The organism is Streptomyces sp. NPDC048659, from assembly GCF_040650575.1.
GTDB lineage: Bacteria > Actinomycetota > Actinomycetes > Streptomycetales > Streptomycetaceae > Streptomyces.
On the sequence record NZ_JBEZHM010000026.1, the window covers coordinates 65,369 to 86,032 of the forward strand.

The following is a 20,664-nucleotide window of genomic DNA, read 5'->3' on the forward strand; positions in this document are numbered from 1 at the left end:
GGAGTGATCACCCGATGAGCACCCGCTATCCGTTCACCGCCGTCGTCGGCATGGACGACCTGCGGCTCGCGCTGCTGCTGAACTCGGTCAGCCCGGCGGTGGGTGGCGTCCTCGTGCGCGGCGAGAAGGGCACCGCCAAGTCCACCGCCGTGCGGGCCCTCGCCGAGCTGCTGCCGTCGGTGGCCGTCGTCGCGGACTGCCGCTTCAGCTGCGACCCGGCCTCGCCCGACCCCGGCTGCCCGGACGGGCCGCACGAGGTAGGGGCGGCCGACGCGCGGCCCGCGCGGATGGTCGAGCTGCCGGTCGGCGCGTCCGAGGACCGGCTGGTCGGCGCGCTCGACATCGAGCGGGCGCTCGCCGAGGGAGTCAAGGCGTTCGAGCCCGGACTGCTCGCCGCCGCGCACCGGGGCATCCTCTACGTCGACGAGGTCAACCTCCTGCACGACCACTTGATCGACCTCCTGCTCGACGCCGCCGCCATGGGGCAGTCGCACGTCGAGCGCGAGGGCGTCTCCGTGCGGCACGCCGCGCGGTTCCTGCTGGTCGGCACGATGAACCCCGAAGAGGGCGAGCTGCGGCCGCAGTTGCTCGACCGCTTCGGGCTGACCGTGGAGGTCGCCGCCTCCCGGGTGCCCGAGGAGCGCGTCGAGGTGGTCCGGCGGCGGCTCGCCTTCGAGGACGACCCGGCCGCGTTCGCCGCCCGCTGGGCCGGCGAGGAGGCCGCGCTGCGCGCACGGATCGTCGCCGCGCGGGAGCTGCTGCCGAAGGTGACCCTCGGGGACGCGGTGCTCCTCCAGATCGCCGCGACCTGCGCCGCGTTCGAGGTCGACGGGATGCGCGCCGACATCGTGATGGCCCGCACCGCGACCGCGCTCGCCGCGTGGGCGGGGCGGACCGAGGTCACCTCGGACGACGTGCGGCAGGCCGCGCTGCTGGCGCTCCCGCACCGGCGGCGGCGCAACCCCTTCGACGCCCCGGGCCTCGACGAGGACAAGCTGGACGAGACGCTGGAGCGGTTCAAGGGCGAGGACGAGCCGGACGACGAGCCGGAGCCGGACGGTCCGGGCGACGGCGGTCCCGGTGACGGCGGTCCCGGCGGTGGCGGCGGCGGGATCCCGCCGCAGGGCGACGGGCCCGCGCCCGAGCAGGCCCCGGCCCCCGAGGAGGCTCCCGCCGAGGCCCCCGCTCCCGCGCCCGCCCCGCAGAACAGCGGCTCCGGGTCCGGCCCCGGCTCCGGCGACCGCGCCGCCGTCCAGGCCGCCGAGCCGTTCCGTACGAAGACCCTGAGCGTGCCCGGTCTCGGCGAGGGCGCCGCCGGGCGCCGCTCCCGGGCCCGTACCGAGCACGGCCGCACCACCGGCTCCACCCGGCCCCGGGGCGCGCTGACCAAGCTGCACCTGGCCGCCACCGTGCACGCCGCCGCCCCGCACCAGAAGGCTCGCGGGCGCAGCGGGCCCGGCCTGGTGGTGCGCCGGGACGACCTGCGGCAGGCGACCCGCGAGGGCCGCGAGGGCAATCTGGTGCTGTTCGCCGTGGACGCCTCCGGTTCGATGGCGGCCCGGCAGCGGATGAGCGCGGTCAAGGGCGCGGTGCTCTCGCTGCTGCTCGACGCCTACCAGCGGCGCGACAAGGTCGGCCTGATCACCTTCCGGGGCCGCGCCGCGGAGCTCGCGCTGCCGCCGACCTCCTCGGTGGACGCGGCCGCGACCCGGCTGGAGCAGCTGCCGACGGGCGGCCGCACGCCGCTGTCGGCGGGGCTGCTGAAGGCGCACGACGTGCTGCGGATCGAGCGGCTGCGCGACCCCTCGCGCCGCCCGCTGCTGGTGGTCGTCACCGACGGCCGCGCGACCGGCGGCGGCCCCGATCCGCTGGCGCTCGCCGCCCGCGCCGCGCGGCTGCACGCCGCCGACGGCACGGCGAGCGTCGTCGTGGACTGCGAGACGGGACCGGTGCGGCTGGGCCTCGCCGGGACCCTCGCCCGTGAACTCGGCGGCACCGCCGTCACCCTGGACGAGCTGCGCGCCGACTCGATCGCGGGTCTCGTCAGGGACGTCAGGGACGTACAGGACAACCGTTTCGCCAGGAGGGCCGCCTGATGCCACAGGGACAGCCGACCGTCGTTCCCGACGACGGTCTCACCACCCGCCAGCGCCGCAACCGCGCACTCGTCATGGTGCACACGGGGGTCGGCAAGGGGAAGTCGACCGCCGCGTTCGGCATGGCGCTGCGCGCCTGGAACCAGGGCTGGCCGATCGGGGTGTTCCAGTTCGTCAAGTCCGCCAAGTGGAAGGTCGGCGAGGAGAACGCCCTCAAGGCGCTCGGCGAGACCGGCAAGGGCGGCACGGTCACCTGGAACAAGATGGGCGAGGGCTGGTCCTGGATCCAGCGCGAGGTCGCCGAGGGCGAGCAGTCGCACGAGGACAAGGCGCGTGAGGGCTGGGAGCAGGTCAAGCGGGACCTGGCCGAGGAGCGCTACAAGTTCTACGTCCTCGACGAGTTCGCGTACCTGCTGCACTGGGGCTGGATCGACGTGAAGGAGGTCGTCGAGGTGCTGCGGGACCGCCCCGGTCACCAGCACGTCGTGATCACCGGCCGCAACGCCCCGCAGGAGCTCGTGGACTTCGCGGACCTCGTGACCGACATGTCGAAGGTGAAGCACCCGATGGACGCGGGTCAGAAGGGCCAGCGGGGCATCGAGTGGTAGCACGTCTCGTCATCGCCGCGCCCTCCTCGGGCGCGGGCAAGACCACGGTCGCGACGGGCCTGATGGCCGCGTTCGCCGGCCGTGGCCTCGCGGTCTCCCCGCACAAGGTGGGCCCGGACTACATCGACCCGGGCTACCACGCGCTGGCCACCGGCCGGCCGGGCCGCAACCTCGACGCGTACATGTGCGGTACGGAGCTGATCGCGCCGCTCTTCGCGCACGGCGCGCGGGGCTGCGAGCTGGCGGTCGTCGAGGGTGTCATGGGGCTGTACGACGGGGCCGCCGGACAGGGCGAGCTGGCGTCCACGGCGCAGGTGGCGAAGCTGCTGCGGGCGCCGGTGGTGCTGGTGGTGGACGCCTCCTCGCAGTCCCGGTCGGTGGCCGCGCTGGTGCACGGCTTCGCGTCCTGGGACCCGGAGGTGCGCCTCGGCGGGGTGATCCTGAACAAGGTCGCGAGCGACCGGCACGAGCTGCTGCTGCGGGAGGCGCTGGAGGAGTCGGGCGTGCCGGTGCTCGGCGTGCTGCGGCGGGCGCCCTCGGTGGCGACGCCCTCGCGGCACCTGGGTCTGGTGCCGGTCGCGGAGCGGCAGGCGCAGGCCGTGGAGGCGGTGGCGGCGCAGGCGGAGCAGGTGCGGGCCGGCTGCGACCTGGAGGGGCTGCTGGCGCTGGCGCGTTCGGCCCCGGAGCTCGGCGCCGGGCCGTGGGACCCGGCCGCCGCGCTGGGCCCGCTGCCGGGGGCCGTCACGGGCGGCGGCCGGCCCCGGATCGCCGTCGCCGGGGGCGCGGCGTTCACGTTCTCGTACGCCGAGCACGCGGAGCTGCTGACGGCGGCGGGGGCGGAGGTCGTCACCTTCGACCCGCTGCGCGACGAAGCGCTCCCCGAGGGGACGCGCGGCCTCGTCATCGGCGGCGGCTTCCCCGAGATGTACGGCGAGCGGCTGTCCGCGAACGAGCCGCTGCGCGCGGCGGTGGCGGAGCTCGCCGCGTCCGGGGCGCCGGTCGCGGCCGAGTGCGCCGGGCTGCTGTATCTGGCGCGCTCGCTGGACGGGCACCCGATGTGCGGGGTGCTGGACGCGGACGCGCGCATGTCGGAGCGGCTGACGCTGGGCTACCGGGACGCGGTCGCGGTGAACGACAGCGTGCTGGCGGCGGCGGGCACCCGGATGCGGGGGCACGAGTTCCACCGCACGGTGATCGAGCCGGGCGCCGGGGAGCTCGCGGCCTGGGGGCTGCGGCAGCCGGAGCGCAGGGTGGAGGGCTTCGTACGGGGCGGGGTGCACGCCAGCTATGTGCACACGCACTGGGCGGGGGCCCCGGGCGCGGCCGCGCGCTTCGTGGAGCACTGCGGGTGAGTTCAGCCGCTGGACAGGCCCACCACCAGCCAGATGAAGCCGACACCCGCCACCGTGCACAGCAGGGTGGTGCGGGCGGGGTGGTCGTGGTGGGCCTCGGGCAGGATCTCGGCGGCGGCGAGGTAGAGCAGGGCGCCGCCGAAGAAGCCGAGATAGCTGCCCAGCAGTTCCTCCGGAAGGGTGAACAGCAGCGTGGAGGCGGCGCCGACGATCGGGGCGAGGGCGTCGGCGACGAGCATGGCGAGGGCCTTGCGGCGGGCGTTCCCGTACAGGCTGGTGATCGTGTACGTGTTGAAGCCGTCGGCGAAGTCGTGGGTGATGACCGCGAGCGCGACGGTGGCGCCCATGCCCCCGCCGACCTGGAAGGCGGCGCCGAGGGCGATGCCGTCCATGAGGCTGTGGCCGACCATCGCGGCGGCGGCGGTGAGCCCGACCTGGGGGACGCGCTCCCCCGGCTCGGCGCCGTGCGCGGCGCTGCGGACGGCGAGGAGGCGTTCCACCACGTGGGCGAAGAGGAAGCCGCCGACGAAGAGCAGCAGGGCCTGCGGGACGCCGAAGACCTTCTCGCCCGCGGCCTCCATGGCCTCGGGGAGCAGGTCGAGTCCGACGACGCCGAGCATGAGTCCGCCGGCCAGGCCGAGGACGAGGTGGCGCCGGTCGGTGACGCGTTGGGCCGTCCAGCCGCCGAACAGCGTCATCAGGAACGCGCCGAGCGCGACGACTACAGCCATGGGCCTTTGCTATCCGATGGCGGCTCGACCCCGCACCTCGAAGCGGGGGCCGGCCGGCTCGTGGCCGGCGTCGGCGCCCGGTCCGGGGCGACGGCGGACGAGGTGCTGGCGCTGATCGGGGCGGCGCTGGCCGAGGCGGGCCTCGGGTCCGGCGCGGTGGCCGCGCTGGCGACGCTGGAGGCGCGGGCCGGGGAGCCGGGGGTCGCGGGCGCGGCGGCGCGGCTCGGAGTGCCGGTGCGGGCCTTCCGGAGCGAGGAGCTGGCCGGGGTGCCCGTACCGCATCCGTCGGGGCGGGCGCTGGCGGCGACGGGGACGGCGTCGGTGGCGGAGGCGGCGGCGCTGCGCGGGGCGGGTCCGGGGGCGGTGCTGGTGGTGCCGAAACGGAAGGCGCGGAGCGTGACGTGTGCGATCGCCCGTTCTGTGGAGGTTCGTTCGGGTGACACGGTTCACTGGGGCGAAGTTGACTTAAGCGTACGGTTGTTGGGCCGGGGCCACGGGTACATCGCAGGCGAGCCCGGCTCATCCCCCACACGCACGTTCCCCCTCCCCACCCCCCACGCGACGGCGGCCATGGACATCCACACACATGCTGATGCACACGATCTGCGCCATCACGGCGACGCCGAGGTCCGGGACGAGAAGCTGACCGATCTCGCGGTCAACGTCCGGACGAACACCCCGCCGGACTGGCTGCGGGAGCGGATCGCCGACTCCCTGACCGGCCTGGCGGCCTATCCGGACGGGCGGGCGGCGCGGGCGGCGGTGGCCGAGCGGCACGATCTGCCGGCCCGGCGGGTGCTGCTGACGGCGGGGGCGGCGGAGGCGTTCGTGCTGCTCGCGCGGGCGCTGCCGGTGCGCCGGCCGGTCGTGGTGCATCCGCAGTTCACCGAGCCGGAGGCCGCGCTGCGGGACGCCGGGCACGAGGTGGAGCGGGTGCTGCTGCGCGAGGAGGACGGCTTCCGGCTGGATCCGGCCGCCGTGCCCGAGGACGCGGACCTGGTGGTGATCGGCAACCCGACGAACCCGACGTCCGTGCTGCACCCGGCGGCGGCGATCGCGGCGCTCGCCCGGCCGGGGCGGACGCTGGTGGTGGACGAGGCGTTCATGGACGCGGTGCCTGGTGAGCGGGAGTCGCTGGCGGGGCGGACGGACGTGCCGGGTCTGGTGGTGCTGCGGAGCCTGACGAAGACCTGGGGTCTGGCGGGGCTGCGGATCGGCTATGTGCTGGCGGAGCCGGAGACGGTCGCGGCGCTGGAGCGGACGCAGCCGCTGTGGCCGGTGTCGACCCCCGCGCTGGTGGCGGCGGAGGCGTGCGTGTCGCGGGCGGCGCTCGCGGAGGCGGAGGACGCGGCGCACCGGATCGGGGTGGAGCGGGCCCATCTGCTGGCGGGGCTCGCGGAGTTCGACGAGGTGCGGGTGGTCGAGGCGGCCGAGGGCCCGTTCGTGCTGGTGCGGATCGAGGGCGCGGACGCGGTGCGGGACCGGCTGCGGGGGCTCGGTTTCGCGGCCCGGCGCGGGGACACCTTCCCGGGCCTGGACCGGAACTGGCTGCGGCTGGCGGTACGGGACCGGGCGACGACGAATCGTTTCCTCCAGGCCCTGGACCAGGCGCTGCTGATGCTGGGCTGACGGCGGGCCGGTTGCTTGCGGGGGCCCGGATCCCCCACCGGGGCGGCGCCGTGTGCGCGGCGCCGCCCCGGTGTCCCCTGGTGTTCCCCCTCGGGCCGGTCAGCCGCGGGCGCGGGCGCGCCCGCGGGCGAGGACCATGGCGCCGCCGCCGACGCCGAGCAGCAGGACGGCGCCGCCGGCCAGGTACGGCGTCATGGAGCTGCCGCCGGTCTCGGCGAGGTTCTCGGTGGGCGTGGTGCCGCCGTTGTTGGTGCTCACTCCCGTGGCGTGGCTGGGCGAGGGCGAGGGGCGCTCGGAGGGCCGCTCGGACGGCTGCTGCGAGGGCTGCTCGGTCGGGCGCTCGGTGGGCTTGGTGCCCTTGGGCGTGGCGCAGGTGGCCTCGGCGAGGGTGACGGTGCCGTTGACCTCGGCGACGTTGAGGTTGAGCGGGTTGAGCGTGACCTTCAGCTCCAGGGCGGTGGCCGCGGCGGTGCGGGAGGTGGTGGCGGTGCGGGAGAGGTCGAGGACGACGTCTCCGACACCCGGCACGCTCACCTTGGTCTGGCCGCCGGTGGACAGGGTGGTCTTCTTGCCGAGGACCGTGATGTGGCCGAGCAGGTTGGACTCGGCGACCGGGCGCTTGCCGGCCTCGCAGACCGCCTTGGAGGTGACCTTCTCGATCTCGACGAGGGAGAGCAGCGGGAGGCCGGGGACGTGGACGCGGGCCTTGACCAGGTTGACGTAGCCCCGGGCGGTGTTGCCCTCGACGGTCGCCTCGGAGGTGGCGACGTCGGCGCGCAGGACGTCGACCGGCTCGTTGTTCTCCGCGCCCCGCACGGTGACCGAGAGGGCGGTCTTCTTGGCGGTGGCCGGGGCCTCGACCGCGTTCAGGGAGGCGCGCAGCGGCACGCTCACCGCCTTGTTGAGCAGGTTCACGTCGAGGCCGGTGCGCAGGACGACGGCGGTGGCGTGCCCCTCGGTGGTGCCCTGGCCGCCCGTGGCGTGGGCCGCCGGGGCGGCGAGGAGCACGGGGCCGACGGCGAGCGCGGCGACGCTCGCGGCGGCGGCGGAACGGCGTACGGGCAGGCGGAAGGTGTTGCTGTTCAAGACGGTGGAACCCCCACGAGAGACAAATGGCGTCGCCGGCCGCTCGCCACGGGGACTGTGGGTCGTTGCGGCTGCGGCGACTTGAGACACCGGAATCTTTACGCACTGTGGGTGAACTGACAGTCACCTGACGTGAGTTCACTCCAAAGGGTGGTTTCCGCGCTCATATTCGAATCTTTCGACACACGCGTTCTCGCGAGCCCCGCGTGTCGCGGCGGGGGCGGGGAGTGGGGGTGCGGAGCTGTTTTGGTTTAACGATCCGCGCCGAGCAGGGGTAACGGAACGTCAACCGGGCGCATGACGGGCGGGGGGTGGCGGGCGGCGGGCTACGGCCGAAGGCGGAGCGGCGACCGGGGACCGGCGACGGACGACCGCGCGATCCCGTCAGGGCCTCCGGCGGCGTCAGGGCCGCCAGTAGCCGAGCGCGTGGGTCCGCTCCTTGGGGAGGGCCAGCTCCTTGCGGACGAAGCCGGCGAGGGCCCGGGTGGTGGCGGTGTCGCAGGCGATCCAGACGTACGGGTCGGGGGCGGCGGCCAGGAGCGCGGGCAGCTCCGCCCGGACCCGGGCCGCGAGCGCCGCGCCCGCGTCCTCGCGCGGGACCCGGCGGAGCTCGTGCAGCGCCGGGTCGAGGCGCACCGGCAGGGCCTCGTCGGAGGCGTGGGCGGTCTCGAACCAGAGCGTGGCGGGGGTGGCCGGGAAGGCGCCGAGCAGGGAGTTCAGGGCGGGCAGCGAGGCGGCGTCGCCGACCAGGAGGAGGTGCCCGGGGGCCGGGTCGGGGGCGGTGAAGCCGGTGCCCTGGAGGGTGGCCTCGACGGTGTCGCCGGGGGCGCAGGAGCGGGCCCAGCGGCTGGCGACGCCGTCGTGGAGGGCGAACTCCAGGGCGAAGGTGCCGGTTTCGGGGTCCGGGTCGACGAGGGTGTAGGCGCGCTGGTGGGGCTTGCCGCCCTCCTCGAACCAGAGCCGCACCCACATGGTGGGGTGCGTCCCGGCGGCGGCGAGTAGCCCGCCGTCGGCGAGGCGCACCCTGCGGTAGTCCTCGGTGACCTGCTCGGCGCCGGTCACCGTGAACGTGAAGTCCCTGCCGCGGAACAGCTTGAGGACGACGCCCTCCCAGCCGTGGCCCGTACGACCCACCCCGGTCCCCTCTCCTGCCGGGCGCGCGGATCCGGCCGGTCCCGGGGGTCGGTCGGCACCGCGCGTCCTGTAGATTAATTTAGGTCAGCCTAACCTAAGAAACGACGATCGGATCGGGGCGGGACGCAGTGAGCATCGAGGTCTACCGGGACCCCTACGGCATCCCGCACCTGCGCGCCGACGGGCCGCGCGAACTGGCCCGCGCCCAGGGCCTGGTGACCGCGCGGGACCGGGCCTGGCAGCTGGAGGCCGAGCGGCACCGGGCGCAGGGCACGACGGCCGCGTTCCTCGGCGCGGCGGAGACCGGCTGGGACACCTTCGTACGGCAGGCCAGGCTGGCCGACACCGCGCGCCGCTGCCACGACCGGCTGGACGCGGAGACGGCGGCGTGGGTGCGGTCGTACGTGGACGGGGTCAACGAGGGCCTCGCGGAAGGCGCCCTGCGGGCCCCGGAGTTCGCGGCGACCGGCCTGGAGCCGGGGCGCTGGGAGCCCTGGACGCCGCTCGCGGTGTGGCTCTCCACCCACATCCTGTTCGCCGGCTTCCCCACCAAGCTGTGGCGCGACACGGTCGCGCGGCGGCTCGGCGAGGAGTGGACGGAGCTGTTCGCGACGGACGGGCCCGGCACCGCGGGCTCCAACGGCTGGGTCGTCTCCGGCGCCCGGACGGCGAGCGGGGCGGCGATCGTGGCCGGCGACCCGCACCGGTTCATCGAGGCGCCGGGCGTCTACCAGCAGATCCGGCTCTCGTGCCCCGACCACGACGTGCTCGGCCTCGCCGTGCCGGGCGTCCCCGGCCTCGCCCACTTCGGGCACACGGGCCGGGTGGCCTGGGCGATCACCAACGCGATGGCCGACTACCAGGACCTCTACCGCGAGCGGCTGCGCCGGCTGCCCGACGGGCGGGTCGAGGCGCTCGGCCCGGCGGGCTGGGAGCCCGCGACCGCGCACACGGAGACGATCCGGGTGGCGGGCGGGGCGGAGCCGGTCGAGATCGAGGTGATCGAGACGGCGCGGGGGCCGGTGATCATCGGGGCGGACGGCGCCGACGGGGCGGAGGGCTCGGACGAGGCGCGCGGTCCCGAGGCGCGCGGTCCCGAGGCGCGCGGCCCCGAGGCTCCCGCCGCCGGGACCCCCGCCGCCGAAGGCCCCGCCGCCGAGGCCCCGGTCTGGGAGGCGGTCAGCCTGCGCTACCCGCCCCGCGTCACCGGCGAGTCCGGCTTCGCCGCGCTGCCCGCGCTGCTGCGGGCGCGGAACGTCGGGGACGTGGACCGGGCGCTGGACCGCTGGATCGAGCCGGTGAACGTCGTGCAGGCGGCCGACGCGGACGGCGGGCTGCTGCACCGGGTCGCCGGGTACGTGCCGGTGCGCGACCGGCTCAACTCGCTGCGGGTGGTGCCCGCCTGGGAGAGCGCGTACGCCTGGACGGGCGAGGCCGCGGCCACCCCGCGCGCGGAGGTCGACGGGCACGCGGTGATGGCGAACGCGCGGGGGCTCGCCGCGCCGCTGGGCGTCGAGTTCGCGCCGCCGCACCGCGCCGAGCGGATCTCCGCGCTGCTGGACGGCTCGAAGGCGTGGACGCCGGGCGCGATGGCCGCCGTGCACACCGACACCGACAACCCCTCCGCCCGGCGGCTGCTCGACGCGCTGCGGGACACCGACGAGACGGCCCTCTCGCCCGCCGCGCGGGCCGTGCGCGGGACGCTGCTCGGCTGGGACCGGCGGATGGACGCCGACAGCGCCGACGCGGGCCTGTACGCGGCGGTGCGCGGGGCGGTCGTGCGCCGGCTCGCGGCCCACGACGCCTTCGCGGAGCTGCGGGTGCCCGCCCCGTACCCGGCGCTGTTCCAGCCCTGGCTGGCGCTCGGCCCGAGGGTCGCGTTCGCGCTGGAGACGCTGCTCGTCACCGGGCCCGTACCCGCCGGGGACGTACGGCGGATCGTGCGGGAGGCGGTCGAGGAGGTCGCCGCCGGCGAGGCGCCGCCCGCCTGGGGCGTCACGCACCGGCTGGCGCCCTGGCAGGCGCTGCCCGATCCGGACGACGCGCGGTGGCCGGGGCTCGGGGGCGACCACGACTGCGTGCTGTCCACGTCGAGCGTGCCCGGCTGGACCGACCGCAGCGCCCGCGCCTCGGCCGCCCGGTACGTCTGGGACCTCGGCGACCGCGCGCGCAGCCTGTGGGCCGTGCCGTTCGGCGCCTCGGGCGTGCCGGGCGACCCGCACCACGAAGACCAGCTGGCCCTGTGGCTGACGGGCGACCTCGCCCCGGTCGTCACCGACTGGAACGATCTCACGAAGGAAGAAGCATGAGCGGCACGAGCGACACGAACGGCACGAGCGGCGCCCGAAGGACCGAGTACACGCGGGACGTCGAGGACTTCGGCACCGTCCGGGTCGACCGCATCGACCCCGAGCGGGACGCCCCGCTGATCCACGGCTGGGTCAACGAGGAGCGCGGCCGGTTCTGGGGCATGGGCGGCACGACGGTGGAGCAGGTGCGGGAGGTCTACGCGCACCTCGACTCGCTCACCACCCACCACGGCTTCCTGGTGCACCGGGACGGGGAGCCGGTCGCGGTCTTCCAGACGTACGACCCCGAGGCCGACCGGATCTCCGAGTGCTACGAGGCGCTGCCGGGCGACATCGGCGTGCACCTCTTCGTCGCGCCGTCGGCGGCGCCGGAGCGCGGCTTCACGGAGAAGCTGTTCACCGTCCTGCTCGACTTCGCCCTGCTCGGCCACGCCCGCGTGGTGGGCGAGCCGGACGCCGCCAACGAGAAGGTCCTGGCCCGCCTCGCCCGCACCGGCTTCGAACTGGGCCCGGAGATCGTCCTGCCGGAGGTGGACCTGCCGGAGGTCTTCATCCCGGAGAAGAAGGCACGGCTGGTGTTCTACCGGAAGGGCTGAGCGGAGGCGGGGGTGGCCGGGGGCGGATCCCCCCGGCCCCCGGCCCCGGCCCCGCCCCTCAGCCGATGACGCGGCCGTTGACCACGACCCGGCGCGGGGCCGCCAGGACGCGGACGTCGGTGCGGGGGTCCTCGCCGTAGACGACGAGGTCCGCCGGGGCGCCCTCCTCCAGGGCGGGGCGGCCCAGCCAGGCGCGGGCGGCCCAGGCCGTCGCGGAGAGGGCGTCCAGGGCGGGCAGGCCCGCCTTCGTCAGCTCCTCGACCTCGGCGGCGACCAGGCCGTGCGCCAGCGAGCCGCCCGCGTCGGTGCCGACGAAGACCGGGACCCCGGCGTCCCAGGCGGCGCGGACCGTGTCGTAACGGCGCTCGTGGAGCCGGCGCATGTGCGCCGACCAGCGCGGGAACTTCTCCTGCCCGCCGTCCGCGAGGTGCGGGAAGGTCGCGATGTTGACCAGGGTCGGGACGATCGCGACACCCCGCTCGGCGAAGAGCGGGATCGTCTCCTCGGTGAGCCCGGTGGCGTGCTCGACGCAGTCGATGCCCGCCTCCACCAGGTCCCGCAGCGAGTCCTCGGCGAAGCAGTGCGCGGTGACCCGGGCGCCGAGCCGGTGCGCCTCCGCGATGGCCGCCTCGACCTCGGGGCGCGGCCACGAGGGGGCCAGGTCGCCGAGGTCGCGGTCGATCCAGTCGCCGACCAGCTTGACCCAGCCGTCGCCCCGGCGGGCCTCCCGCCCCACGTACGCGACGAGGTCGGCGGGCTCGATCTCGTGCGCGTAATTGCGGATGTACCGGCGGCTGCGGGCGATGTGCCGCCCGGCCCGGATGATCTTCGGCAGGTCCTCGCGCTCGTCGATCCACCGGGTGTCGGAGGGCGAGCCCGCGTCGCGGATGAGCAGCGTGCCCGCGTCCCGGTCGGTGAGGGCCTGCTTCTCGGCGGTGGCCGCGTCGACCGGGCCGTGCCGGTCCAGCCCGACGTGGCAGTGGGCGTCGACCAGGCCGGGCAGCGCCCAGCCCTCGACGCGGACGGCCCCGTCGGCCAGGCCCCCGGGCCGCTCGAAGGTGATCCGCCCGTCGACGCACCACAGTTCGTCCCGTACGTCCTCCGGGCCGACGAGCACCCGCCCCTTCACGTGCAGCACCGCGTGATCGCTCATGGCGGCACTCTACGGGCGCCCGCGCCCGGCGGTCCGGGGGGCCGTGGCGGGTCCGGCGGGGCCGGGCGGAGGAACCCTCTACGCTGGCGAGAGCTCCACCGCCGTACACACGTGCGCGCGTACGCGAGTCACGCGAGTCCGCGTACGCGGGTCCGCACCACGCATTCGACACCGAAGACCGAAGAAGGCACCGCCGTGACCGTGACACACCCGCTCCTGGACCTGGCCCCGCTGACCCCCGCGCACTTCGCGTCGATCGAGCGCCGGGTCGCCGCGCTGCTCTCCACCGAGCAGGACGTGGTGATCACCCAGGGCGAGGCGCTGCTGCCGCTGGAGGGCTGCATCCGCAGCGGCGCCCGGCCGGGCTCGACGGCCCTGAACATCGTCACCGGACCGTACGGGCAGACCTTCGGCAACTGGCTGCGCGACTGCGGGGCCACGGTCGTGGACCTGGAGGTGCCGTTCCACACGGCGGTCACCGCCGAGCAGGTGGCGCGGGCGTTCGCGGAGCACCCGGAGATCGACTTCGTGTCGCTGGTGCACGCGGAGGCGGCGACCGGCAACACCAACCCGGTCGCCGGGATCGGCGAGGTCGTGCGGGCGCACGACGCGCTGTTCTACCTGGACGCGGTGGCCTCGATCGGCGCCGAGCCCGTGCTGCCGGACGCGTGGGGCGTGGACCTGTGCATCATCGGCGCGCAGAAGGCCATGGGCGGCCCGGCCGGTGTCTCGGCGGTGTCGGTGAGCGAGCGGGCCTGGGAGCGCTTCGCGGCCAACCCGCAGGCGCCGCGCCGCTCGTACCTCTCGCTGCTGGACTGGAAGGAGCGCTGGATCGACGGCGGCCGCAAGGCGCTGCTGCACGCGCCGGCGCAGCTGGAGATGCTGGCGCTGGAGGCGTGCGTGGAGCGGATCGAGGCGGAGGGCCTGGACGCGCTGATGGCCCGGCACGCCTCGGCCGCGGCGGCGACCCGCGCGGGCGTGCTGGCGCTGGGCGGGGGCCTGGAGCCGTACGTGCGCGAGGCGCGGGACGCGGCCCCGGTGGCGACGACGCTGCGCTCCCCGGCCGGGGTGGACGCCTCGGAGCTGGTGGCGAAGGCGCTGGCGGCGGACCCGTCGCTGCCGCTGATCGCGGGCGGCGGGGCGCTGGCCAAGGAGATGATCCGGGTCAACCACTACGGGGTGGACGCGACGCCGGGCGCGGTCCAGTCCTCGCTGGCGGCCCTGGGCGCGGCCCTCACGGAGACGGGCCTCCAGGTCGACCTGGAGGCGGCCCGCCGCGCGGTGACGGAGGCGTGGGGGCGCTGACGCGGACCGGGGGGCCGGGCGCGGGTGACCGAGGCCCCGGTCACCCGGGCCGGACCCCGGCCGACCGCGCGCGGTCGGGGCCGTCCGGGCCCGGTCATTTGGACCGGCGCCGGCGCCCGGCGCCCGGGCCGACCCCAGGTCACCCGGACCCGAGGTCGTCCACCCGCGCGCGGCCCGGACCGCGTGGCCCCGGCCCCGGCGCTGGCCGTCCAGGCCCGGCCCTGGCCGTCCGGGGCAGCACACGGCAGCCCGGGGCCGCCCCCGTACCGCTCACCCCCCGATGATCTCCAGCGCCCGCTCCACGTCCGCCGAGGAGTTGTAGAGGTGGAAGGAGGCGCGGAGGTTGCCCGCGCGGGCGGAGAGGAGGACGCCTGCCTCGCGGAGGGCGTCGGCGCGGGCGCCGAGGCCCGGGACGCCGACGACCGTCGACTCGTCGGCGACGGGGGTGTGGCCGAGCTCGGTGAGGCCGGCGCGGAAGCGGGCCGCGAGGGCCTTGTTGTGGGCCTCGACGCGCTCGATGCCGATCTCCTCCAGGAGGGCCAGTGAGCGGGCGGCGCCGTGGTACGAGAGGAACGCGGCGGGCTCGTCGAAGCGGCGCGCGGAGCGGGCCAGTTCGCGCACCGGGCCGTAGCTGTTGACCCACCGCTCCTCGCCCGTCACCCAGCCCGCGTGGATCGGCAGCAGCGCGTCCTGCGCCTCGGCCGTCACCGTCAGGAACGAGGCCCCGCGCGGGCACAGCAGGTACTTGTAGCCGCCGGAGACGGTGAAGTCCCACTCCCCCGCGTACAGCGGCAGCCAGCCCGCCGACTGGGTCGCGTCGAGAAGCGTGCGCGCCCCGTGCGCCGCCGCGGCGGCCCGGATGGCGGCGAAGTCGGCGGTCCGGCCGTCCGCCGACTGCACGGCCGAGAAGGCGACGAGCGCGGTCTCGGGCCGCACGGACTCGGCCAGCAGCTCCAGCGGCACGAAGCGGACCTTCAGGTCGCCGCGCACGGTGAAGGGCGTGATGACGGAGGAGAAGTCGCCTTCGGGGAAGAGGATCTCGGCCCCGGCCGGCATGGACTGCGCCACCATGCCGACGTGGACGGAGACGGAGCTGCCGACCGCGACCCGGTCGGCCCCCACGTGCGCGAGCCGGGCGAACGCCGCCCTGGCCTCGTCGACGATGTCGAAGCTGCCGGCGCCGTCCGGCCGCCCCGCCGCCGTCTCCTCGGCGAGCAGGGTGACCGCCTCGACCGTCCGCCGGGGCAGCAGCGCGCAGGCGGAGGTGTTCAGATAGGTCTGCTTGGGGGCGAACTCGGCTCCGCCCAGGGGCTCCAGAATGTCCATGCCCCCAGCCTGGATTCCCCACGATCTCCCGTCAATCGCTATAGATCATGGGGAATCTCCAAGCGGTGCTTATGAGTCAGCCAGCCGAGCCGCCCGAGTCAGCAGCCCTTGCCGTCGACACCGCAGGCGTCGGCCCCGGCGCCGGTCTCCGCGTCGGCCCCGGTCCCGCCGCCCAGCGGCTGGAGCGCGCGGCCCTGCCACGCCTGCTCCAGCGCCCGGGTGAAGACCTCGGCGGGCTGCCCGCCGGAGACCCCGTACTTCCGGTTGCCGGTCAGTTCTCGCGGGGCAGCAGACCGAAGGCGGTTACGAGCCTCGCTCGCTCGAAAAGTTCGCGCGCCTTGCGGTTCTTCTGATACGGAAGAATTCGACTATGCATGGTCGCAATGTTGCGGTCACTGGCCGGACTGCACCAGAGGGTATATCTCCAATACCCGCCCCCACGTCTCGCACGCTGCCTCCAAGTGACCAACCTCCAACTGCCGCTCGGCCAGCATGGAAAGATAGCGAATACTCGTCCGCCGAAACGCGCTTGGGCGGAGCCGGTCAGATTCCTTGAGAGATTCGATGGAACCTGCCACGTCTCCAAGTTGGTAGCGCACTTGACCTACATGGTAAGCCAGCGAGGAAGGGTTGTAGGACCCGAAAGTCTTCGATTGCGATTCAGCCTTTTCCATGGCCGTCTCGGCTTCCCGAATGCGCCGTAGGGCCATGCGCCTGTTCCCCCCTCGCGCGGCTGCGTGCGCCTGCTGCCCAGCGAGGAAGGCTCGCATTCGGGGACCGGCCTGCGGGGAAGCAGCAGCGGCGGCATCAGCGAGACGCAGCGCTTCCGACCCGTGCCCGAGGTCGACGGCCTGGACGCTCATGCCCCGCAGTGTGGTGCAATAGGCGAGGTGATCCTCAGAGGCTCCGGCGAGTTCCAGCGCTTTCACGTAATAGCGCTGAGCCATTCCGTGTACGCCCTCATCCACGGCCATGTATCCCGTGAGATACGAAAGATCGGACGCGGCGGCCATCATCGCCTTACGGACAGCCTCGGGAGCTTCAGCACGCAGATAGGGGGCCACCGTGTTGACCATGTAGGCGGCAGCCATCGGTCGCGCCGTCCGGCCGCCAAATTGGTCGTCAATGTCTGAGAGGCGTTCGGTCATGGCGATGACCGATTGAACATCGGACATTCCGATGCGCTGCGTCTCGCCCTTCTGGGCCGCTTCCATTCGTCCGACCACGTCCGGCCAATTGGGCACGGTGAGTGCGACAGAGAACAGACCGACTCCGAGCACGCTCCGGCGCGATGGGTCCATGTCCGACCTCCCCAGATCTAGCCTCGATCTTTCGTGACGGCCCGTCGGTTCTACTGGCGATCCGTTTCGGTGTTCGGGCTGGTCGTGGGCATGTTCGTGTCCCGGCTGTCGCGTCGGGTGGGCGCCGGGTTCCACGGTTCCGGGCGGTGTGCTGCTGGTCGTAGGGGCGGGAAGGTACTGCTCAGCCGGGGTTCGGGAGGGTTTGGAGTCGTTCCAGTGCGTCGGTGATCACGTCGGTCCAGGGCCAGTGGCGTGCGAACCTCAGGCGCCTGCGGCGGGCGGTCGTAATGATCTGGGCGGCGGCGCTGAAGAGGCGGAGCCTCAGGCGGCGGGGCTCCCACCTGCGGGCTTCTCCGGTCAGGGCGAGCATCGGCATCCAGGCGAGCAGGTCGAGGGCGAGCTGGACGATCTCCAGCCAGATCTGGTTCTGCGCCGTGTCCTGCAGGGGGAGGTTGCGCAGGCCGGTGGCCCGCGCGCTTCGGATGCGGTCCTCGGCGCGGGCCCGCTGGCGGTGACGCAGCTCCAAGGGTGCGATCGGGACATCCACGGTGTTCGTGGCGAAGCAGGTCAGCCGCAGGCCGTCGGCATCGGTGATGCGCAACTGAGCGCCGGGGTGCGGTCGTTCCTTGCGTACAATCAACCGCATCCCCTTCGGCCAGCTCTTGAGGCAGTCTCCGTCGACCTCAGCGACCCAGGCGCCGTCGCGGACCTCGCCGTCCGGTTCGACAGCCGGCGTCCAGGCCGACGGCGGCACCTTCAAGACGGCCTGGTGGATGGCGTCGGTGAGGGTCATGCCGACCGAGTACGACAGCCACCGGCCACGCTGGGCGAGCCAGGCCACGAACTCATGCGTGCCACCGCCGGAATCGGTACGGATCAGCGTCTGCCGTCCGCGCCGGTAAGTCTTCGGCAGCTGGGCCAACGCCAGCTGAGCGGTGTGGATGTGATCGCTCGCAGTGTTCGAGCCTGCGTTGCCCGGCCGCAGCCGCCCCGCCACCGGCTCACCGGAGCCACCTGGGCCGTGGTCCACGAAGGCCATGAGCGGGTGGTGGCCGAAGGTCTTCTTCCAGGTCGCGGTCGCGTCCTGCTTCTCGGAGTGCGCGAGGACCAGGACGCCGTCGATGTCCACGATCACCTGCCCGCCCACGTCCGGCGCCACCTCGCCGGCCAACTTCCACACGCGGTCGCGGACTTCGGCGCGGGCCGCGCGGATCGCCGTCAGCGTTCGCCTGCCGCCCGAGGCGAGTGTGTCGATCAGACGGGAAACTGTCGGGTCGGAGGCCACCGGCCCGAACACACCCGGCTCGGCCCGCAGCATGGAGACGTCGGCCAGACAGTCCCCGCCGAGTGCAACCGTGAGTGCCACGTCGAGGAGGATCTTGCCGGGGTCGTGCACGGCCCGCGGCTTGCGCCAGGGCGCCAACCCCGCCGATATCGCCGCGTCCAGACCGGACTTACGGATCGTCTCGACCAGCAGCACGGCGCCGGCCTGCGAGACCACACCGCGACCACCCTTCTCGACACGGACACGCGGGTAGAACCCGATACGCTTCTTCACCTGTTAAGCGCCTCCGGACGGTGCGAGAACAAGGACCTCGACAATCCTCATTCTCGCTGGTCAGAGGCACTTTCTTCTGTTCTGATCACCTGCCGGACAGCCCGCTTCATGAAAAGCGCGAGGCTAACCCGAGTGGCGGCGCCGGGTTGAGGGCGGGTTCGTGTCTACCGGTAGGAGTAGCGAGTGCTCATCGATATGAACCGTGTACTTGCAGGCCATCGCACTGTTCGGTTGTCGCTCCCTCCGCTGGCACTGGGGGACGCCTGGATCCTCAGTTCGGTTCGGGTGATGCGAGGGGTTGCACGAGACAGCGGCTCCCCAGAGCCTGCGTACGGAGGGCGCGTCGGGGAGCTGGGGTCAGGATTCTGAGGCCGACACCTGTTGAGAGTGCTCCCAGAACCTGCGGTCACTGACGCGGGGCTCTCGGAGCCGTGGGCGCTGCTGGACGGTGCCCGGGGGGCATTCTCAGTTGTATTCGAACCAGGTAAGAATGGCCTTGACCCGTCGATTGTCCTCGTCGGGAGGCATGCCGAGCTTCACGAAAACGTTCGCAACGTGCTTACTGACGGCAGCGCCGGAGAGGAAGAGTTCCGCCGCGATCTCCGTGTTGGAGCGCCCTTCAGCCATGTGCGCGAGCACTTCCCTCTCGCGAGCGGTGAGCCGGGAAAGCGGACCCTGTGGCGAGTCCGCGCGGGTGACGTGGCGAACGACTTCGGGGTCGATCACGACGCCACCTGCGGAGACCGTCTCGACAGCTCTCAAGAAGTCGGCGACCCGGCCTACTTTCTCCTTGAGCAGATACCCGACGGCTCCGTCGGCACCTGGGCCGTTCAGAAGCTCCCTCACATAGGGGCCCGTGACGTAGGCGGAGAGAACCAGCACCGGAAGGTCCCGGTGGCGCGAGCGCAGATCGATCGCGGCACGCAGTCCGTCGTCGGTGTTCTTGGGGGGCATGCGGACATCCGTGACCACTATGTCCGGAGCAGCTCCGGAACGCACCAGCTCATCGACCACGGCAACCAGCTCGTCAGCGTCCTCGCATTCGCGGACGACATCATGATCGTGGGAGGTCAGGATCTCCCGGATGCCCGCTCTTATCAGAACGCTGTCATCTGCCAGAACAATTCTCATGATCCCTCCCTCCCGTGGGAAACATCTTGCTCCGTTCAATCACCATGGAGGTTGACTGGGAGCGGACGCCACAACCTGCGTCCCGCCACCAGGTGGGCTGAGGACCTCGAGATTTCCGCCGGCACTTCGCATTCGCTCGCGCAGTCCGGCGAGCCCGGATCCAGAGTCGATCCTCGCGCCGCCTACACCATCGTCACGCACACGCACGTGTACGTTGGTCGTGGAGCACTCCAGGTCGACCCGAGCGATTCCCACACCTGCGTGTTTCGAGATGTTCGTCAGGGCTTCGGACACCGTGAAGTATACGGCGGTCGCAGTCGGTGACGAAAGCTGGGAGTCATCGCCGGTGCTGGTCAGTTCGACCCGCAAAGGCGATCGCGCGACCAGCTCCCGGACGGCGGCGATGAGACCGAGATCGCTCAGTTCACGGGGATGGATGTCGCGCACCGTCTCCCTCAGCCGTTCGAGTGCGCGCTCCGCGTGAGCCTGGGCCTCCCGTGCCAGCCGCACGATGCGTTCCTGGTCGGCGGCTGGACCAGTGGCCGCGGCCTCCAGCATCCCAAGACGCATGACGACGGCGACGAGTTCCTGTTGGGCGCCGTCGTGCAGATCACGTTCAATGCGCTGCCGCTCGAATTCGAAGGCCGCCGTCAGCGAAGCGCGACTGGTCCTGAGCTCCTCCAGTTTCGCGAGCAGATCCGGGTCTCGGCTTCTAGAGAAGATGCGCAGAAAAAGGTCGCGAAGAAATGACGTGCCGGTCAGCACGGCCGTGGTGACCGCGCCGAGAATGACACCTGCTGGAACTGCGAGGAGGGTTTGCCCAACGGATTCAGGGGTGAATGGACCGACCTGCGCGGCAATACCGAGGAACCAGAATACGGGGGAGAACACCAGCACGGCAGCGCCGATGAACCCGAAGAAGGCCACCAGCAGCGACAGTGCGGACAGGAGGGCGGCGGTCACGAGAACCGGGAGGTCGGTGCGCCATATCGACCGTGAACGCAGCCTGAGCGCCACCCACTGGGCCCAGCTGTTGTCGGAGGGTTTCAGGGGCATCGTCTCGGCACCGCACCAGCGGGCTCTCGATCGGTCCGTCTCGGCCACCACCGGGGCCGAGACCGGGAAAACGAGAACTGAAATCAGCAGAATCGGAAAAGCCATTGCCGCGGTGCATTCCGTCAGCACTCTCCGGGCAATACGAATCCGCGCCATGCCCGTCATTGTCGCACACTGCGGATCGTGCAAGAGGTAGACCTAGGTCTACCTTCAAGCAGTTCAGGCACCAGTGTGGCTCCCGCCGTGCCCTGTTTAGCTCGATGCATGCCTATCGCAGCTACCGCTTCCGTGCC

General features: G+C 73.2%; 15 protein-coding genes and 2 pseudogenes. 7 read left to right on the top strand and 10 right to left on the bottom strand.

Annotation, left to right across the window (positions count from 1 at the left end; all coding sequences use genetic code 11):
• Positions 1-14: 14 nt before the first annotated feature.
• From AB0C99_RS20940 to AB0C99_RS20950, 3 genes are read left to right on the top strand one after another with little or no spacing between them, the layout of a single operon-like run.
• Complete coding sequence (locus AB0C99_RS20940; protein ID WP_362476949.1) at positions 15-2,096, top strand: putative cobaltochelatase; 2,082 nt, start codon at positions 15-17, stop codon at positions 2,094-2,096.
• Complete coding sequence (gene cobO / locus AB0C99_RS20945; RefSeq protein ID WP_043219477.1) at positions 2,096-2,704, top strand: cob(I)yrinic acid a,c-diamide adenosyltransferase; 609 nt, start codon at positions 2,096-2,098, stop codon at positions 2,702-2,704. The genes AB0C99_RS20940 and cobO overlap by 1 nt, the downstream gene beginning before the upstream one ends.
• Positions 2,698-4,056, top strand: coding sequence for a cobyrinate a,c-diamide synthase (locus tag AB0C99_RS20950; protein WP_362476951.1), 1,359 nt, complete (start codon positions 2,698-2,700; stop codon positions 4,054-4,056). The genes cobO and AB0C99_RS20950 overlap by 7 nt, the downstream gene beginning before the upstream one ends.
• Positions 4,057-4,058: 2 nt before the next feature.
• On the opposite strand, the gene AB0C99_RS20955 is transcribed toward AB0C99_RS20950, so the two are convergent.
• A complete protein-coding gene (locus AB0C99_RS20955) occupies positions 4,059-4,787 on the bottom strand; it encodes a ZIP family metal transporter (protein ID WP_362476952.1) in 729 nt (242 codons plus the stop codon).
• A 6-nt stretch (positions 4,788-4,793) separates the two neighbouring features.
• Between AB0C99_RS20955 and cobC the strand changes: the two genes are divergently transcribed.
• Positions 4,794-6,416 carry an Rv2231c family pyridoxal phosphate-dependent protein CobC gene (gene cobC, locus AB0C99_RS20960; protein ID WP_362476954.1) on the top strand — a complete coding sequence of 541 codons (1,623 nt, stop codon included), beginning with the start codon at positions 4,794-4,796 and terminating at the stop codon, positions 6,414-6,416.
• 99 nt (positions 6,417-6,515) lie between these two features.
• Here cobC and AB0C99_RS20965 read toward each other — a convergent pair whose 3' ends face one another.
• A complete protein-coding gene (locus AB0C99_RS20965) occupies positions 6,516-7,502 on the bottom strand; it encodes an SCO1860 family LAETG-anchored protein (RefSeq protein WP_362476956.1) in 987 nt (328 codons plus the stop codon).
• A 402-nt stretch (positions 7,503-7,904) separates the two neighbouring features.
• A complete protein-coding gene (locus tag AB0C99_RS20970) occupies positions 7,905-8,636 on the bottom strand; it encodes a siderophore-interacting protein (RefSeq protein ID WP_362476958.1) in 732 nt (243 codons plus the stop codon).
• A 128-nt stretch (positions 8,637-8,764) separates the two neighbouring features.
• Between AB0C99_RS20970 and AB0C99_RS20975 the strand changes: the two genes are divergently transcribed.
• Both AB0C99_RS20975 and AB0C99_RS20980 read left to right on the top strand, forming a co-directional pair.
• On the top strand, positions 8,765-10,945 hold the full coding sequence (locus AB0C99_RS20975) for a penicillin acylase family protein (protein ID WP_362476960.1): 2,181 nt from the start codon (positions 8,765-8,767) through the stop codon (positions 10,943-10,945).
• Positions 10,942-11,541 carry a GNAT family N-acetyltransferase gene (locus AB0C99_RS20980; RefSeq protein WP_362476961.1) on the top strand — a complete coding sequence of 200 codons (600 nt, stop codon included), beginning with the start codon at positions 10,942-10,944 and terminating at the stop codon, positions 11,539-11,541. Before AB0C99_RS20975 ends, AB0C99_RS20980 begins: the two co-directional genes overlap by 4 nt.
• Before the next feature lie 58 nt (positions 11,542-11,599).
• Here the strand turns inward: AB0C99_RS20980 and AB0C99_RS20985 are convergent, their stop codons facing one another.
• Positions 11,600-12,694 (bottom strand): amidohydrolase family protein, encoded by a 1,095-nt coding sequence (locus tag AB0C99_RS20985; RefSeq protein ID WP_362476963.1) that lies wholly within the window; start codon positions 12,692-12,694, stop codon positions 11,600-11,602.
• Between the two features lie 201 nt (positions 12,695-12,895).
• Here AB0C99_RS20985 and AB0C99_RS20990 point away from each other — a divergent pair, with 201 nt between their 5' ends.
• A complete protein-coding gene (locus tag AB0C99_RS20990) occupies positions 12,896-13,999 on the top strand; it encodes an aminotransferase class V-fold PLP-dependent enzyme (RefSeq protein ID WP_362477007.1) in 1,104 nt (367 codons plus the stop codon).
• A gap of 270 nt (positions 14,000-14,269) precedes the next feature.
• On the opposite strand, the gene AB0C99_RS20995 is transcribed toward AB0C99_RS20990, so the two are convergent.
• From AB0C99_RS20995 to AB0C99_RS21020, 6 genes and pseudogenes are all read right to left on the bottom strand, one after another.
• Positions 14,270-15,325, bottom strand: a complete 1,056-nt coding sequence (locus AB0C99_RS20995; RefSeq protein ID WP_362476965.1) for an aminotransferase class V-fold PLP-dependent enzyme — start codon at positions 15,323-15,325, stop codon at positions 14,270-14,272.
• A gap of 98 nt (positions 15,326-15,423) precedes the next feature.
• Positions 15,424-15,591: pseudogene (locus AB0C99_RS21000) on the bottom strand (DsbA family oxidoreductase); the annotation flags it as partial.
• A 5-nt stretch (positions 15,592-15,596) separates the two neighbouring features.
• A pseudogene (locus AB0C99_RS21005) lies at positions 15,597-16,626 on the bottom strand (tetratricopeptide repeat protein).
• A 181-nt stretch (positions 16,627-16,807) separates the two neighbouring features.
• Positions 16,808-18,184, bottom strand: coding sequence for an IS1380 family transposase (locus tag AB0C99_RS21010; RefSeq protein WP_362476967.1), 1,377 nt, complete (start codon positions 18,182-18,184; stop codon positions 16,808-16,810).
• Between the two features lie 465 nt (positions 18,185-18,649).
• Positions 18,650-19,315 (bottom strand): response regulator transcription factor, encoded by a 666-nt coding sequence (locus tag AB0C99_RS21015; protein ID WP_362476969.1) that lies wholly within the window; start codon positions 19,313-19,315, stop codon positions 18,650-18,652.
• 39 nt (positions 19,316-19,354) lie between these two features.
• A complete protein-coding gene (locus tag AB0C99_RS21020) occupies positions 19,355-20,527 on the bottom strand; it encodes a sensor histidine kinase (protein WP_362476971.1) in 1,173 nt (390 codons plus the stop codon).
• Between the last annotated feature and the right edge of the window lie 137 nt (positions 20,528-20,664).